Annotated in this window: 15 protein-coding genes; 6 read left to right on the forward strand and 9 right to left on the reverse strand. The window is 73.8% G+C overall.

What is annotated here, in order from left to right:
* Positions 1-147 precede the first annotated feature (147 nt).
* From DEI81_RS08870 to hemE, 5 genes are all read right to left on the reverse strand, one after another.
* Positions 148-396, reverse strand: a complete 249-nt coding sequence (locus DEI81_RS08870) for a hypothetical protein (RefSeq protein WP_111010347.1) — start codon at positions 394-396, stop codon at positions 148-150.
* Positions 397-409: 13 nt separating this feature from the next.
* Positions 410-874 carry a phage holin family protein gene (locus DEI81_RS08875; RefSeq protein ID WP_111010348.1) on the reverse strand — a complete coding sequence of 155 codons (465 nt, stop codon included), beginning with the start codon at positions 872-874 and terminating at the stop codon, positions 410-412.
* Between the two features lie 52 nt (positions 875-926).
* On the reverse strand, positions 927-1,187 hold the full coding sequence (locus DEI81_RS08880; protein ID WP_111010349.1) for a hypothetical protein: 261 nt from the start codon (positions 1,185-1,187) through the stop codon (positions 927-929).
* Between the two features lie 97 nt (positions 1,188-1,284).
* Positions 1,285-2,634 carry an NAD(P)/FAD-dependent oxidoreductase gene (locus DEI81_RS08885; RefSeq protein WP_111010350.1) on the reverse strand — a complete coding sequence of 450 codons (1,350 nt, stop codon included), beginning with the start codon at positions 2,632-2,634 and terminating at the stop codon, positions 1,285-1,287.
* The gene (hemE, locus tag DEI81_RS08890) at positions 2,631-3,779 is read right to left on the reverse strand and encodes a uroporphyrinogen decarboxylase (protein WP_258368584.1); all 1,149 of its coding nucleotides are present in this window, start codon (positions 3,777-3,779) and stop codon (positions 2,631-2,633) included. Before hemE ends, DEI81_RS08885 begins: the two co-directional genes overlap by 4 nt.
* A 104-nt stretch (positions 3,780-3,883) precedes the next feature.
* On the opposite strand from hemE, the gene DEI81_RS08895 reads away from it, so the two are divergent.
* Positions 3,884-5,167 (forward strand): glutamyl-tRNA reductase, encoded by a 1,284-nt coding sequence (locus DEI81_RS08895; protein ID WP_111010351.1) that lies wholly within the window; start codon positions 3,884-3,886, stop codon positions 5,165-5,167.
* A gap of 35 nt (positions 5,168-5,202) precedes the next feature.
* Positions 5,203-5,598 (forward strand): NUDIX domain-containing protein, encoded by a 396-nt coding sequence (locus DEI81_RS08900; RefSeq protein ID WP_111010352.1) that lies wholly within the window; start codon positions 5,203-5,205, stop codon positions 5,596-5,598.
* Positions 5,599-5,610: 12 nt separating this feature from the next.
* Here DEI81_RS08900 and DEI81_RS08905 read toward each other — a convergent pair whose 3' ends face one another.
* The 3 genes from DEI81_RS08905 to DEI81_RS08915 form a co-directional block, all read right to left on the reverse strand.
* On the reverse strand, positions 5,611-5,904 hold the full coding sequence (locus DEI81_RS08905) for a hypothetical protein (RefSeq protein WP_111010353.1): 294 nt from the start codon (positions 5,902-5,904) through the stop codon (positions 5,611-5,613).
* 283 nt (positions 5,905-6,187) lie between these two features.
* Positions 6,188-7,090, reverse strand: coding sequence for a serine hydrolase (locus DEI81_RS08910; RefSeq protein WP_111010354.1), 903 nt, complete (start codon positions 7,088-7,090; stop codon positions 6,188-6,190).
* Positions 7,091-7,135: 45 nt separating this feature from the next.
* Positions 7,136-9,103, reverse strand: coding sequence for a M13 family metallopeptidase (locus DEI81_RS08915; RefSeq protein WP_111010403.1), 1,968 nt, complete (start codon positions 9,101-9,103; stop codon positions 7,136-7,138).
* A gap of 69 nt (positions 9,104-9,172) precedes the next feature.
* On the opposite strand from DEI81_RS08915, the gene DEI81_RS08920 reads away from it, so the two are divergent.
* Together DEI81_RS08920 and DEI81_RS08925 are read left to right on the forward strand one after the other, a co-directional pair.
* The gene (locus DEI81_RS08920) at positions 9,173-10,588 is read left to right on the forward strand and encodes a uracil-xanthine permease family protein (RefSeq protein WP_111010355.1); all 1,416 of its coding nucleotides are present in this window, start codon (positions 9,173-9,175) and stop codon (positions 10,586-10,588) included.
* Positions 10,585-12,012: an MATE family efflux transporter gene (locus DEI81_RS08925; protein ID WP_375334767.1), complete on the forward strand. Its 1,428-nt coding sequence runs from the start codon at positions 10,585-10,587 to the stop codon at positions 12,010-12,012. Before DEI81_RS08920 ends, DEI81_RS08925 begins: the two co-directional genes overlap by 4 nt.
* Positions 12,013-12,110: 98 nt before the next feature.
* Here DEI81_RS08925 and DEI81_RS08930 read toward each other — a convergent pair whose 3' ends face one another.
* Positions 12,111-13,241: a LacI family DNA-binding transcriptional regulator gene (locus DEI81_RS08930; protein WP_111010356.1), complete on the reverse strand. Its 1,131-nt coding sequence runs from the start codon at positions 13,239-13,241 to the stop codon at positions 12,111-12,113.
* An 87-nt stretch (positions 13,242-13,328) separates the two neighbouring features.
* On the opposite strand from DEI81_RS08930, the gene DEI81_RS08935 reads away from it, so the two are divergent.
* Together DEI81_RS08935 and nucS are read left to right on the forward strand one after the other, a co-directional pair.
* Positions 13,329-14,627, forward strand: coding sequence for an MFS transporter (locus tag DEI81_RS08935; RefSeq protein WP_111010357.1), 1,299 nt, complete (start codon positions 13,329-13,331; stop codon positions 14,625-14,627).
* Positions 14,628-14,640: 13 nt separating this feature from the next.
* Positions 14,641-15,336 carry an endonuclease NucS gene (gene nucS / locus DEI81_RS08940; protein WP_111010358.1) on the forward strand — a complete coding sequence of 232 codons (696 nt, stop codon included), beginning with the start codon at positions 14,641-14,643 and terminating at the stop codon, positions 15,334-15,336.
* Positions 15,337-15,353 lie beyond the last annotated feature (17 nt).

The following is a 15,353-nucleotide window of genomic DNA, read 5'->3' on the forward strand; positions in this document are numbered from 1 at the left end:
CATTGTCCTTCGGTCGGATGGTGGTCGCCTCGGCTCCGTTGCCGCACACCCAGCGCACTGCTCCGCGTGTCGCTCACCGCTGCTGTCGCGGTGCCGCGCACGCTGCCCGGGCGCGGGCTGTGTGGGGCGGGTGACCCCGGCCGGTGCCTACCGGCGGCGGATCACCGAGACGACGATACCCCCGACGACCAGGACGCCCCCTGCGAAGGCTGCCAAGTAGGGCACGGGGTGGTCCTCGAACCCCTGCCGCGTGCGGTGCACCGCCACGCCGAGCTGCTTCGGCACGTCGAACCAGTCCTCGATCGCGTCGAGGGTGTCGAACAGCTGCGCGCGGGTGGCCGCCACGCGGCGGTCGAGCGCGGCGAAGTCGGGTCCGTTGTCGTGGGTGTCGCTCACTGGTCGTCCCGTCTCAGAAGGTGCCGTCGACGTCCGGCCGGCGGCTGCTCTGCTGCACCGGCGGCTTCGGCTTGCGGCCCATGCCGCGGACGGCGTTGACGTCGTTCTTCACGCTCTGGATCGTGCGCGCCGGCAGCGGCGGGAGGCCGGTCTTGATCCGGCGGTACCCCAGCAGTCCGAGGACCGCGGCGATGATGAGCAGCACGACCGCGACGATGATCGCCGCGAGCCAGCCCGGCATCACCGTGGCGAGACCGAGGACCGCCGCCGTCAGGAACACGCCGATCGCGTAGAACAGGATCACGACCGCGACGATGAGGAACGCCGCCGCGAACGCGAAGACCTTCGCCTTCTGGAGCATCTCCGCCTTGAGCAGCGCGAGCTCGCCCCTGACGAGTTCGCGGACCAGCCGCGGGACGTCGCTGACCAGGCCGAACAACGACCGCGAGCGGCGTTCACCGCTTCGGGTATCGGACATCGTGCTTGCTCCTTCCGGCACCGGGGTCACGGTGCCTCGGCCGTTCGGACGGTCAGGACTCCGAGGAGCCGCCCGAGCCCTTGGGCCCGGCCTTGCGCACGACCTTCTTCGTGGTCTCACCGATGAAGTCCGCGACGTCGGGCGTCCGGTCGGCGATGAAGTCCTCGATGGTGTGCACCTGCTTCTGCACACCGTCGCTGTTCCAGACGCGCGTGGTCGCCGAGCGGATCTGCTCGTACCGCGCACGTCCGGCGCGGGCGCCGAGCACGTAGCCGACTCCGACGCCGGTCAGGAAGATCAGTCTGCCTCGCATGTTGGGACCTCTCGGTTGTGGCATGCGCCGAGCGGTATGCATCGGCGAACGGACGGGACTCCGCCCACAGTAGCCCCCGGCCGCCCTGTCGGTTCGGTCAGGCGTCGAGGATGCCGGCGGCCACCGACCGGCTCGTCGCGACGACACCGGCCAGACCCCGGCCGACGCTCGCCTCGCCGACGCCGAGCACACCCTCGGCGAGGCCGGCCGGCTCGGTGTCCGGAGCACGCCAGCGGACCCGGGCGGCGCCGATCACGACGCCCGCGTCGATCGGCACCCCGAGCAGCGCCGCGGCGTCCGCGGTGGCGGTCTCGGCGACGGCGCTGTCCGGGTCCACCGCCAGGCTCGTGCCGACACCGATGGCGTCCGCGCCGTCGCGCGCGGACAGCGCGTAGCTGAGCCGGAGGACGTGCCGTCCGCCCGCGCGCTCGGCGAGCCAGGGCCACTTGACGGTCGCGTGCGTGATCGCCTTCGCCCGCACGCGCTCGGCGTCCGGGTGCACGAGCATCCCGGTGCCGCGGGGCGCCGCGTCGAGGTCCGGCTGGTCCACCACGAGGGTGACGAGTTCGATCGCCGCGTCCCGCTGGCCGACGAGCCGGGACGGGTCCGCGACGTCCGCGACGACGTGGTCCGCCACCAGCCGCTCGGCCGGACCCGGGCGTCCCGTGCCGCTGCCGTCGTCGACGGGGACGACGTCCACCGCCGTGCGGTCGATCCGGACGGCGCGGGTGCCGAGACGGACGTCGACCCCGTACGTGTCGAGGTCCGCCACGAGCTCGTCGACGAGCCGGGCGATGCCACCACGGATCCCCGCGACCGCCGACCCCGCCGGCGCCTTGGCCCGCTGCGCCAGGACCGCCCGGCCGAGCGACCCCTCGCGCAGGAGGGCGGCGCGGAGGCCCGGCGCGACGCGGTCGAGGTCGAGCTCGTCCGGGTGGGTCGAGTGCACCCCCGCCGCGACCGGCACGACGAGGTCGTCGAGGACGCGGTCCCCCATGCGTCGGCGCACGAGCTCGCCGAGCGTCCGGGCCTTCGCGCCCACCGGTCCGGGCAGCAGCGAGTCCATCTGCGCGCGCAGGGCCCCCGACGTGCCCACGACCGCGATGACGTCCGCCGCCGTCGGGCTCCCCGGGATCCCGAGGAGGCCCGCCTGCGGGAGCGGTGCCACCCGTCCGTCACGCGTCATGAGCCAGGCACCGCGGGGGTCCGGGGTCACGATCTCGTTGCCGAGGCCGAGCTCGATCGCCAGCGTGCCGACAGTGTCCCCGCGGGTCGCGAACGACTCCGCGCCGAGGTCGAGCTCGATGCCCGCCACCGTGTGCCGGTCGACGATCCCACCGAGCCGGTCGGACGCCTCGACGAGCACCACGTCGGCGCCGCCCTTGGCGAGGTCACGCGCGGCGACGAGGCCGCCCACGCCGCCGCCGACCACCACGACGGCGGTCATGCGCCGAGCCCCTCGTGCGCGCTGCGGCCGGCACCGGTCGTGCGGCCGTCGCCGGTCGCGCGGCCGTCGCCGAGGTCGTGCACGAGGCCGACGACGCGCGTCAGCACCGTGGGGTCCGTCTCGGGTGGCACGCCGTGCCCGAGGTTCACGACGTGCGCACGCGCGGCACCACCGCGCACCACGACGTCCCGCACGTGGGCCTCGAGCACCGGCCACGGCGCGGCGAGCATCGCGGGGTCGATGTTGCCCTGCAGGGTCACGTCGGCGTCGGCCACGCGGCGCGCGGCGTCGTCGAGGGGGATCCGCCAGTCGACGCCGACCGCATCGGCCCCGACGGCCGCCATGTCGGCGAGCACCTCGCCACTGCCGACACCGAAGTGGATCGTCGGCACACCGAGGTCGGCCACGTGCGCCAGGGCCCGCGCGGAGTGTGGGGCGACCCGCGCCGTGTAGTCGGCGCGGGACAGCGACCCGACCCAGGAGTCGAACAGCTGCGCCGCGGACGCGCCGGCGAGCACCTGCGCGCGGAGGAACACCCCCGAGACGTCCGCTGCCCATCCGAGCAGGCGGTCCCAGGTCTCGGGGTCGGCGTGCATGAGGGTCCGCGCACGGATGTGGTCCTTGCTCGGGCCGCCCTCGACGAGGTAGGCGGCGAGCGTGAAGGGGGCCCCGGCGAACCCGATGAGCGGCGTCGTGCCGAGCTCCGCGACGGTCCGGGCCACGGCCTCCGCGATCGGGGTGAGGGCGCTCGGGTCGAGGGACTCGAGCGCCGCGACGTCCGCCGCGGTGCGGATCGGCCGGCCGAGCACCGGACCCCGACCGGGGACGATGTCGACGTCGACGCCCGCGAGCTTGATCGGGACGACGATGTCGCTGAAGAAGATGCCGGCGTCGACGCCGTGGCGCCGGACCGGCTGCAGGGTGATCTCGGACGCCATCGCCGGGTCGAGGCAGGCGTCGAGCATCGCGGTGCCGACACGGAGCTCCCGGTACTCGGGCAGGGACCGCCCGGCCTGCCGCATGAACCACACCGGCAGGCGCTCGGGGCGGTCCCCGCGGAGCGCCCGGACGAGCGGGGCATCCGCGGTCCGGCCGTCGGCGAGCGGGTGCGTCGAGGGCAACGCGACGGTCGTGGAGTCGATCACGCGCCCAGTCTCCCACCCGCTCGCCGTGCACACCTTGCCGTGTCCTCAGCCCGGGGGACCCCCGCTGACCCCGGCCGTCGGCGTGCCGCGGTACCATCGAGTACGTGCTCATCTGTCTCACGGCGTCGCATCGCAACGCCAGCTTCGACCTCCTGGAGCGACTGAGCATCGGAGCACCGGCTGCCGCGGACGGTCTCGTGAGCGGATCGGACGTCCTCGACGGTGCCGTGGTCCTGGCGACCTGCAACCGGTTCGAGGCCTACCTCGACGTCGCGGGCGACCGCGACTCCGCCGTCGCGGCCACGATCGACGCGGTGAGCGCCGCCAGCGACCTCGCCGCCGACGACGTCCGCGCCTCCGTCCGCGTGCTCGACGGCGCCGACGTCGTCCACCACCTCTTCGCCGTCTCGAGCGGTCTCGAGTCCGTCGTCGTCGGCGAGACCGAGATCTCGGGTCAGGTGCGTCGCGCGCTCGAGGGCGCCCGTGCCGCCGGCACCACGACGTCGGACCTCGAACGGCTCTTCCAAGAGGCCGCCCACACCTCGCGCGGCGTCAAGACGCGCACGCGCATCGGCGCCGCCGGTCGCTCCATCGTCCGTCTCGCGCTCGAGCTCGCGTCGTCCCGCGTCACGGACTGGGCCGACACCCACGTGCTCCTCGTCGGGACGGGCCGGTACGCCGCCACGACGGTCGCCGCCCTCCGCGACCGTGGCGTCGCCGACATCGCCGTGTACTCGCCGTCCGGGCGCGCTCCGGTGTTCGCCGCCAAGCACGACCTGGTGCCCGTCACGGACCTGGCGGGCACGGCCGCGGCGAGCGACGTCGTCATCACCTGCACCTCGAGCGAGGTGCCCGTCGTCCACGCCTCGGACCTCGACCACCCCGGGCGTCGGCTCGTGATCGACCTCGGGCTGCCGCGGAACGTCGACCCGGCGGCCGCATCGGTCGACGGCGTCGAGCTGCTCGACCTCGAGACCATCAGCCTGCACGCCCCGCTGTCCGAGCTGAACGCCGAGTCGGAGGCCCGCGCGATCGTCGACGACGCCGTCACGCGCTTCCACACCGCGGCACTCGAGCAGTCCGCCACCCCCGCGCTCGTCGCGCTCCGCAAGCACGTGTTCGACGTCCTCGACGCCGAGATCGGCCGCGCCCGGGACCGCGGCGATTCGTCCGAGCGCACCGAGCAGGCCCTCCGGCACCTGGCCGGCGTGCTCCTGCACCGCCCGTCCGTCCGCGCACGCGACCTCGGTCGACAGGGCCGTGCCGGGGACTTCACCGCCGCGGTCGACGCGCTCTTCGGCATCGAGCCCGAGGCACCGGCGGCGCCCGTCGTACCGTTGAGCGAGCGCGCCCGCGACCTCGGCGACCACGCGGCGGACGCGTCCTGACGACCGACCCGGGCACGGCCTCCCGGACGCTGCGCGTGAGCGCGGTGCTCGTGGTCCGCGACCGCCGTGTGCTCATGGTGCGGTCGCGCGGTCGCGACGTCCTGTACCTGCCCGGCGGCAAGGTGGAACCGGGCGAGACGCCCGTCGACGCCGCCGTCCGGGAGGCCCGTGAGGAGACCACGCTCGGCCTCACGCCCGCCGACTGCCAGCCGTTCGGCACGGTCACCGAGGACGCACACGGCCAGGCGCCGGGCACGCGCGTCGCCATGGACCTGTTCCTCGTCGCGCCGTCCGCCCTCGTCGGCCAGGAGCCCGTGCCGTCGGCCGAGGTGGACGCCGTCGACTGGGTGACCTCCGCCGACGCACACCGGTGTCCGCCCGCCGGGGCCGAGACCCTCCGGCGCATGGTCGAGGCCGACCTGGTCGACTGAGGGCGGCGCGAGTCACGCCCCGCGGTCCTCCGGGACGTCCGCGTCGTCGTAGGCGCCGATGGGCTCCTCGGTCCGGATCCGGGGTTCGCCGGGGATCTCGGAGTCGTCGTACTCGCCCGCGGGGTCGGTGTCGCCCACCCGCAGCTCGCCGGGGACGTCACTGCTCACGTACTCCCCCACCGGCTCGGCGTCGGCCTGCGGCTGCTCGCCCGGGATGTCGGAGTCGACGTACTCGCCCGCGACGACCGCGGGGCCGTCCTCGCGTCCGCCGTCGTCGTTCCGGGTCTGCTCGTGCTTGCCAGCCATCGGGAACCGCCCTCCTGGCCGTCCGTGTCGCACGGGCGGCCGTGGTCACCGTCCGGCGTCGTCGTCGGCACCGCGTCCGGTCGGTGCCAGTCTCCCCCTCCCGTCTGGTCCCGGCCTCCGCGGCGCACCAGCGGCCCCACCCTCTCGGCCTTGTCTCGACGGTGCCGCTGTCGAACGACGACTGCTTCGTCGTCGCATGCGCACGCACCCTCTGCACACGCGAAGGTGCTGTCGACCGACGCCCGCACCGTCGAGAACAGGCGGAAGGGGCGGGGCGAGCTCGTCAGGCGTGGACGTGGTCGAGGATGTCCGCGCCCATCGTGCGGAGCGCCTCCACGACCGCGAGCCGCCGCTGCAGGGAGTCGTCCTCGAAGCCGACGGTCACGGCGTAGCTGACGGACGACGACGGCCCGCGCAGCACCCCGGTCTCGCTGCGGATGCCCGGCCCGGTCCCGGTCACCGCGACGAGCTGGAGGCCGTGGTCGAGCCCGCGGTGCGCCAACGGATCGAGCCCGAAGGCCCCGGCGACGAGGGTGGTGTCCATCCCGAGCGACACCCAGCCGAGCACGCGGTTGCTCGTCGCCTCGTCGACGACCTCGCCGAGCGCCAGACCCCGCATGAGCCAGCTGAGCTCCGCCGCGGCGGCGACGGCCTGGTCGGGTGCGTCGTCCGGGCCGCGCCGGTCGCGCACGCGGTCGAGCACGGCGCTGCGGTCGACGCCGAGGGACTCGGCGCGGAGCCGGACCGCCTCGATGCCGACGGTGGAGAGCAGCGCGTTCGTCGCCCAGGCGTCGGCGGCCGCCCCGACGAGGGTCGCGAGGTCGGGGACCTGCAGCGTGGGCTCCTGGAGGAACTGCCACAGCCCAGGGCCGCCGGCGGTGTCCCGGGCCATGCGCTGGAGCCGGTCGCCGTGGAGCCGGCCCTCCTCGAGCTGGGCCGCGACCTCGATGAGCAGGAGGAGCCTCCCCACCCCGGCGACCGGGAGCACCACCCGCTCGTCGACCGCGAGCAGGGCGCGCCCCGTCGTCGTGTCGATCACCGACGCACTGACGCGGGCTCCGTCGTACGCGAGTGACCCGAGCGCGTCGACCGTCGCGGCGAATGCGGCCTCGACGTCACCGCGGTGCCGCCCGGCGGCACGCGACCGTGCCTGGTGCCGCCGTGGCGACACGTCGCGTTCGACCACTGGGCCCACACGCTCCTCGAGACGGGGTTGACCGGTCGCGGCTCGTCACCAGATGGCGACGCGCTGCTCCGGAGCGAGGTACAGGGCGTCGCCCTCGGTGACCCCGAAGGCCGCCGCGAACTCGTCGATGTTCCGCACGATCTGGTTGCAGCGGAACTCGTTCGGGGAGTGCGGGTCGATGCTGAGCAGGCGCGCGGCCTCTTCCGGGCGGATCGCCATGCGCCACGACTGGGCCCAGCTGAGGAAGAACCGCTGGGCACCCGTCATGCCGTCGATCACCGGGGGCTCCTGGCCGTCGAGCGAGATGAGGTAGGCCTTCCACGCGATCGCGAGTCCGCCGAGGTCGCCGATGTTCTCGCCGATCGTCAGCGCACCGTTGACGTGCCCGTCCGGGACCTCGGTCGGCACGAGCGCGTCGTACTGCGCGATGAGGGCCTTCGTGCGCTCCTCGAACGCGGCGCGGTCGGCCTCCGTCCACCAGTTGCGGAGGCGTCCGTCGCCGTCGTACTGCGAGCCCTGGTCGTCGAACCCGTGCCCGATCTCGTGTCCGATGACGGCGCCGATGGCCCCGTAGTTCGCCGCGGCATCGCGCTGCTGGTCGAAGAACGGGAACTGCAGGATCGCCGCGGGGAACACGATCTCGTTGAACCCGGGGTTGTAATAGGCGTTGATCGTCTGCGGCGTCATGAACCACTCGTCGCGGTCGATCGGCCTGCCGATCTTGCCGAGCTCGCGGTCGACGTTGAACGACGCGACGGCGCGGACGTTCCCGAGCAGGTCGTCCGGCGTCACCTGGAGCGCCGAGTAGTCGCGCCACCGGACGGGGTAGCCGATCTTCGGCGTGAACTTGGCGAGCTTGTCGAGCGCACGCTGCCGGGTCTCATCGGTCATCCAGTCGAGGCTCGTGATGCTCTGCCGGTACGCCTCGACGAGGTTCGCGACGAGGGCGTCCATGGCGGCCTTCGCGGTCTCGTCGAAGTGCTCCTGCACGTAGATCTTGCCGACGGCCTCACCCATCGCGCCCTCGACGAGCGAGACGCCGCGCTTCCAGCGGTCGCGCTGCTTCGGCGCACCGGTGAGCGCGGTGCCGTAGAACGAGAAGCTCGTGGCCGAGAACGCCGTGGTCAGGTAGGGCGCCGAGGACCGGATGACCTGCCAGCGCAGCCAGTCCTTCCACGCGCCGATGGGCCGCGTGCGGAGCTCGTGCGCCAGCCCGGTCAGGAAGCCCGGCTCGCGGACGACCACCGTGTCGAACACGCCGACCGGCGCGCCGACGGCCTCGGCCCACTCGGACAGCCGGACGCCCTCGGCGAGCGCCTCGGCCTCGGCCCAGGTCATGCGGTTGTAGGTCTTCTGGCTGTCCCGTGTCGTGACGTTGTCCCAGTGGGACGCGGCGAGCGCGGTCTCGAGGTCGATGACGTTCTGGGTGCGGATCGCGCCCTCGTCGAAACCGGCGAGCGGGAACATGGCCCCGACGAACTCGCGGTAGCGACCGCGGATGTCCTCGAACCGGTCCTCGCGGTAGTAGGACTCGTCCGGCAGCCCGAGCCCGCCCTGCTCCAGGAACACGACGTAGGCCTCGGGGTCACCCGGGTCGTTGTCGACGAACAGCTGCACGAAGCTCGAGACCCCGAGGCGCTCGAACCGGCCGACGAGTCGCAGCACGTCCGAGACGTCCTGCACGAGGTCGATCTCGCCGAGCAGGGGGTCGATGGGGCCGCTGCCGAGGACCTCGAGCGCCTGCTCGTCCATGAAGCTCGTGTAGAGGTCGCCGACCTTGCGGGCCTCGGTCCCCGGGGCGGCCTGCTGCGACCGCTCGATGATGGAGCGGACGGCTTCCTCCGCCGCCTCGGCGAGCACCGTGAACGACCCGTACCGCGCCTTGTCGTCCGGGATCGGGGTGTCGGCGATCCACCGTCCGTTGACGTACCGGTAGAGGTCGTCCTGCGGCCGGACCGTCGCGTCGATGTCGTCGGTCTGGATCCCGGAGGGGCGCTCGCGCTCGGCAGTCATGCCGACCACCATAGCCACGATCCCATGGCGTTCCCCCGGGCTGCGGCCCGGCCCCGGTAGGGTTCGGCCATGCCTCTTCCCTGGACGCTCCACGGGGACGGCCGGACGGTCTCCGCCACCACCATCGTCGCCCCCGAGGAACGCCTCAGCTGGGGTCGGACGGTCGGCCTCGGCGTCCAGCACGTCGTGGCGATGTTCGGTGCGACGTTCCTCGTCCCGCTCATCACCGGGTTCCCGCCGTCGACCACCCTGCTGTTCAGCGGCATCGGCACGCTGCTGTTCCTCGTGGTGACGCGCAACCGGCTGCCGAGCTACCTCGGGTCCTCCTTCGCGTTCCTCGCCCCGATCGCCGCGGCGACCAAGGTCGGGGGCATCCCGGTGGCCCTGTCCGGCATCGTGCTCGTCGGTGCGCTGCTCGCCGTGGTCGGGGTCGTGGTGCACCTCGCGGGCTCGCGGTGGATCGACGTCCTCATGCCACCCGTCGTCAGCGGGGCGATCGTGGCGCTCATCGGGTTCAACCTCGCCCCGACGGCGAAGGCGGACTTCACGAAGTCCCCCGTCATCGGGCTCGTCACCCTGGCGGCGATCGTGCTGTGCACGGTCCTGTTCCGGGGCATGATCGGCCGACTCTCGATCGTCGTCGGGGTGGTCGTCGGGTACGTCGCCGCGGTCCTGGCGGGCCAGATCGACTACTCGGCGGTCGCGCGGGCCGCGTGGGTGGGCCTCCCGACGTTCACCGCGCCGCGCTTCGACGGCGGCCACCTCGCCGTGTACCTCGGGTTCCTCCCGGTCGTGCTCGCCCTGATCGCCGAGAACGTGGGGCACGTGAAGGGCGTGGGGCAGCTCACCGAACGGGACCTCACCCCGCTGACGGGGCGTGCGCTCCTCGCCGACGGCGTCGCGACCGTCATCGCGGGACTCGGCGGCGGCTCGGCCACGACCACGTACGGCGAGAACATCGGCGTCATGGCCGCGACGCGCGTGTTCTCGACGGCGGCGTACTGGGTCGCGGGGATCGTGGCGGTCCTGCTCGGGCTGTCGCCGAAGATCGGCGCCGTCATCGCGACCGTCCCGACCGGGGTGCTCGGTGGCGCGACGACCGCGCTCTACGGCTTGATCGGCATCATCGGCATCCGCATCTGGGTCGAGAACCGCGTCGACTTCGCCCGGACGAAGAACCAGCTCACGGCGGGCATCGCGCTCGTCATGGGCATCGCGGACTTCACGTTCGGAGTGGGCGGCGCGACCTTCGGCGGCATCGTCATCGGCACCGTCGCCGCGATCGTCGTCTACCACCTCATGGACCTGATCGGTCGGGCACGTGGGACGGACGCGGTGGGCGCCGCCGATGTCGCCGACACGATCGGGAGGCCCGACACCGGTCCGCGGGACGCACTCGGTGTCCCCACCGGCACCGGCACCGGCACCGAGAGCGGACCCGCGACCGCGCCGACCGCGCGGAACACGCCGACCGACCGGCGGTGACGCCGGACCCCGGCCCCGAGGACACCGCCCGCCCGGCCACCCCGGGACGTCCGCCACGGGGCGGGCGGGGCCGGGCCTCCCGGGTGGACCGCGACATCGTCCGGCTGGCACTGCCGGCCCTCGGCGCGCTCGTCGTCGAGCCGCTGTTCCTCATGACCGACACGGCGCTCGTCGGGCACCTCGGCGCGACACCCCTGGCGGCGGTCGGACTGGCGTCGAGCGTGCTGCAGACGGCCACCGGGCTGCTCGTGTTCCTGGCGTACTCGACGACACCGGCGGTGGCCCGGGCGCTCGGAGCGGGGGACCGCCGGGGCGCCGTGCACGCCGGCCTCGACGGCATGTGGCTCGCGCTCGGACTCGGGGTCGTCCTGGCGCTCCTCGGGTGGCCGCTCGCCCGACCGCTCGTGGCGCTGTTCGGCGCGCAGGCCAGCGTCTCGGACACCGCGACGACCTACCTGCTCGTGTCGCTCGTCGGGCTCCCGGGGATCCTGGTGGTGACGGCGTCCACCGGGCTGCTGCGGGGCCTCCAGGACACGCGCACGCCGTTGGTCGTGGCGACGGTGGGGTTCGTCGTGAACGGCGGGCTGAACGCGGTGCTCATCTACGGGGCGGGGATGGGGGTGACCGGCTCCGCGCTCGGGACCGTGGTCGTCCAGTGGGCGATGGCGGCCGTGTACGTCGTGATCGCGGTCCGGGGGGCCCGTTCCACCGGCGCGTCGCTGCGCCCCGGGGTCTCCGGCGTCGTGCGGGCGCTCCGCTCCGGCGCGTGGCTGTTCCTCCGGACGGCGTCGCTCCGGGTGGCGATGCTCGCGACGGTGTCGGTCGCCGCGGGGCTGGGGGTCGCCGGACTCGCGACGACGCAGGTGGCCCTCACGGTGTTCTCGACCCTGGCGTTCGCGCTCGACGCCCTGGCGATCGCCGGCCAGGCCCTGGTCGGGCACGCGCTCGGAGCACGGCAGGCGGACCGGGTCCGGCTCGTGACGACCCGCCTCGTGGTGCTCGGCGTCGCGGGCGGGGTGCTGCTCGGGTTGCTCACGGCCGCGCTGAGCGGGGTGCTCGGGCCGGTGTTCTCGGACGCGGCGACCGTCCGGTCCCTGCTGCCCGCGCTGCTCGTGGTGACCGCGATCGGGCTGCCGGTGGCGGGGTACGTGTTCGTGCTCGACGGCGTGCTCATCGGTGCCGGCGACGCGCGGTACCTGGCGCTGGCGGGGCTCGTGAACCTGGTCGTGTACCTGCCGCTGCTGTGGGTGGTGTCGCAGGGGGCCGGGTCCCACGGGACCGGCGCCGCGCCTCCCGGCGGCATCCACGCCGGTCCCGTGCCGCTCTGGGCGGCGTTCTCGTTCGGGTACATCGGCATCCGGGCGATCACGCTCGGCGTGCGGGCGCATCGGCCGGGGTGGATCCGGCGCGCGATGGCGTCCTGACCGCGGGAGTGGCCCCCGGCACGGCCTGCCGGCGCGGCGCGGCTCACGCAGCGGCGCGACTCAGCGCAGCGGCGGCGGCGGCCCGACCGTGTCCCGGCTCAGTGCACCGGCGGCGGCCCGACGGTGTCCCCGACGCGCAGCTCGCTCCGGAAGGCCGCGGGCTCGGGCTCCTCGCCCTCGAGCATCGCGAGCGCGGCCCGGGCCGCCGCCTGGCCCTTCTGCACCGCGGGCTGCACGAGCGTCGTCAGGGTCTGCACGGGCGAGCGGTGCAGCAGGCTGTCGTCGATCCGGATGCCGTCGAACCCGACCACGCTGACGTCCTGCGGCACGCGGAGCCCCGCGTCGAGCGCCGCGACGATGACCCCGACGGCGAGCAGGTCGCTCTGTGCGACGACGGCGGTCGGCCGGGACGGTCCCGCGAACAGGGTCGCCCCGGCGAGGCGGCCCTCCTCGACCGCGCTGCCGCCCGCGACGACGGCGGCGGCGTCGGGGAACACCTCGTGCACGCCGCGGAGGCGCTCGAGGGCGATGAACGACGTCGCCCGGCCGGCGAGCTCGGGCGTGAGCGGCCCGCGGGTGCGGTCCGGGTCGATCGGCAGCGCGACGACGGCGACGTCCGTGTGGCCGAGGTCGCGGAGGTACTCCGCACCCCGCCGTGACGCGTCCCGGTTGTCGAGCATGATCGGCACGGCACCGGCGATGTGCTCGGCCTCGACCGCGACGACGGGGATCTCGCGCCGCCGGAGGACCGCGACCGCGGCGTCGATCCGGACGTTGCAGCCGATGAGCACGACCGCGTCCACGGGGGCGTCGACGAGCGGCCCGAACCCCTCCGCGCCGTCGAGCGGGCTCCGCACGAGCAGCAACGAGGCGCCCGCGGCACCGGCGACCTCGGCGATCCCGTCGAGGGTCTGTACGTTCACCGGGTCGCGGAAGGCGTCGCTGAGGCGGTCGTCGAGCACGACGCCGACCACCCCGGACCGGCCGCGGCGGAGCGATCGTGCGCGAGGGTCCGGGCCGTCGTACCCGAGCTCGGCCGCGACGGCGAGCACGCGCTCCTTCGTCTCCGCGGCGACCGGACCGGCACCGCTGAACGCGAGCGAGGCGGTCGACGGTGCCACCCCCGCCGCGCGCGCGACGGCGGCGAGCGTCGGCCGTCGGGCGTCACCACGCGGCCTGGAGGCGGTGCCCACGTCCGACGCGCCGGTCTCCCTTGCCGCGTTGTCCATGGCTCGGTAGCGTAACGACCGATCCTGGGTCGAATCGATTCGAGCGACGAATGACCGCCCGCACCGGATCGACGACGAGGAGGCCGCGTGACCACGCCGACGAGCACCCGGACCCCGGGCACGCGGACCTGGCGCAACGCCGTGTTCGTCGTGTTCACCCTCTCCGGCCTCGACATGGCCACCTGGCTCGGACGGGTCCCGAGCGTCCGCGACTCGCTGCACGCCTCGACGTCCGAGATGGGGCTGCTCGTACTCGGCATGTCGGTCGGCTCCATCGTGGGGCTGTCCGCGGCGAGCCACATCGTCGCCCGGCTCGGGGCACGACGCGGGATCCAGGTCGCCGCGGTCCTGCTCGTCGTCGGCATGGTGAGCGCGTCGATCGCCGTCTCGGCCGGCTGGGGGTTCTGGGCGATCTGGGGCTGCCTCACCGCGTTCGGGTTCGGCAACGGTCTGTGCGACGTGTCGATGAACGTCTCCGGGGCCAGCGCCGAACGTGCCGGCGGGCGGAGCGTCATGCCGTTGTTCCACGCCGCGTTCAGCGTCGGGACCCTCCTCGGGGCGACACTCGGCTCCGCCGCCGAGGCCGCGGACGTCCCCGTGTGGATCCACATCGGCAGCATCGGCGTCCTCGCGAGCATCGGCATGGTCGTCGCCGTCACTCGACTCCGCGACGAGCGCGCCGAGCCCCACCCCGAGTCGACGGACACCTCGCCCGTCGCCGTCCTCAACCGCTGGCAGGTGTGGGCGTCACCGGCCACGATCCTCATCGGGCTCATCGTGCTCGGGATGGCCCTGGCCGAGGGCGCCGCGAACGACTGGCTGCCCCTCGCGATGGTGGACGGCCACGGCCTGACCAACGCGGAGGGCAGTGCCGTGCTGTCGGTGTTCGTCGCGGCGATGACGGTGGGTCGCGCGGGTGGTGTGTTCGTGATCGACCGGTTCGGCCGGGTGCCGGTGCTCCGCGGCAGTGCGGCGCTCGCCCTCGTCGGCCTGCTCGTGCTCATCCTCGTGCCGTCGGTGCCCCTCGCGATCGTCGGCGTGGTGCTCTGGGGCATCGGGGCATCGCTCGGGTTCCCGATGGGGATGTCCGCCGCCGCCGACGACCCCCGGAACGCGGCCATCCGCGTGAGCGCCGTCGCCACGATCGGCTACGTCGCGTTCCTGGCCGGCCCGCCCGTGATCGGGTTCCTCGGCAAGCAGTTCGGGCTCCTGCACGCCCTGCTCGTCGTGGTCGTGTTCATCGTCCTCGCAGGGCTCGCGTCGGGTGCCGCCCGCGAGCGCACCCGCCCCCAGGTCGAACCGCGCCCTTCCGGTGGAACACCCACATCCGGCGGTTCGACCGGAAGGAACCGGTTCGACACGGACGAACACGCCGGCCGGCGCTGACTAGGCTCGTCGGGTGCGTCTCGTCATCGCCCGCTGCTCCGTCGACTACGCCGGACGACTCTCGGCCCACCTCCCCCTGGCCACCCGGCTCCTCATGCTCAAGTCGGACGGCTCGCTCCTCGTCCACTCCGACGGCGGCAGCTACAAGCCGCTCAACTGGATGAGCCCGCCCTGCACGATCAGCACGGCCGAGCCCGACGAGGACCAGGCGGCCGCGGGCATCACCGAGGTCTGGACGGTCACGCAGAAGAAGACGCAGGACCGCCTCGTCGTCAGCATCCACGAGGTCGTCTCGGACGAGTCCCACGACATGGGCGTCGACCCGGGGCTCGTCAAGGACGGCGTCGAGGCCCACCTGCAGCAGCTCCTCGCCGAGCAGATCGAGCTCCTCGGCGACGGCCACACGCTCGTCCGTCGCGAGTACATGACCGCCATCGGCCCCGTCGACATCCTGGCCCGCGACGCCGCCGGTGCCGCCGTCGCGGTCGAGATGAAGCGCAACGCCACGATCGACGCGGTCGAGCAGCTCACGCGGTACCTCGAGCTCATGAACCGCGACCCGCACCTCCGCCCGGTCCAGGGCGTCCTGGCGGCGCAGACGTTCGCGCCGCAGGCCCGCACCCTCGCCGAGGACCGCGGGATCCGCTGCCTCGTCCTCGACTACGACGCCATGCGCGGCATCGAGGGCGGGCACACCCGCCTGTTCTGAACCACGCGCGCTCGCCG

The organism is Curtobacterium sp. MCBD17_013, assembly GCF_003234565.1.
GTDB lineage: Bacteria > Actinomycetota > Actinomycetes > Actinomycetales > Microbacteriaceae > Curtobacterium.

What these genes read in the sequence shown, in the direction of transcription:
- DEI81_RS08875 (WP_111010348.1), bottom strand. Translation starts at nt 874, where the DNA reads ATGTCCGATACCCGAAGCGGTGAACGCCGCTCGCGGTCGTTGTTCGGC.
- DEI81_RS08880 (WP_111010349.1), bottom strand. Translation starts at nt 1,187, where the DNA reads ATGCGAGGCAGACTGATCTTCCTGACCGGCGTCGGAGTCGGCTACGTG.
- DEI81_RS08885 (WP_111010350.1), bottom strand. Translation starts at nt 2,634, where the DNA reads ATGACCGCCGTCGTGGTGGTCGGCGGCGGCGTGGGCGGCCTCGTCGCC.
- DEI81_RS08905 (WP_111010353.1), bottom strand. Translation starts at nt 5,904, where the DNA reads ATGGCTGGCAAGCACGAGCAGACCCGGAACGACGACGGCGGACGCGAG.
- DEI81_RS08915 (WP_111010403.1), bottom strand. Translation starts at nt 9,103, where the DNA reads ATGACTGCCGAGCGCGAGCGCCCCTCCGGGATCCAGACCGACGACATC.
- DEI81_RS08920 (WP_111010355.1), top strand. Translation starts at nt 9,173, where the DNA reads ATGCCTCTTCCCTGGACGCTCCACGGGGACGGCCGGACGGTCTCCGCC.
- DEI81_RS08930 (WP_111010356.1), bottom strand. Translation starts at nt 13,241, where the DNA reads ATGGACAACGCGGCAAGGGAGACCGGCGCGTCGGACGTGGGCACCGCC.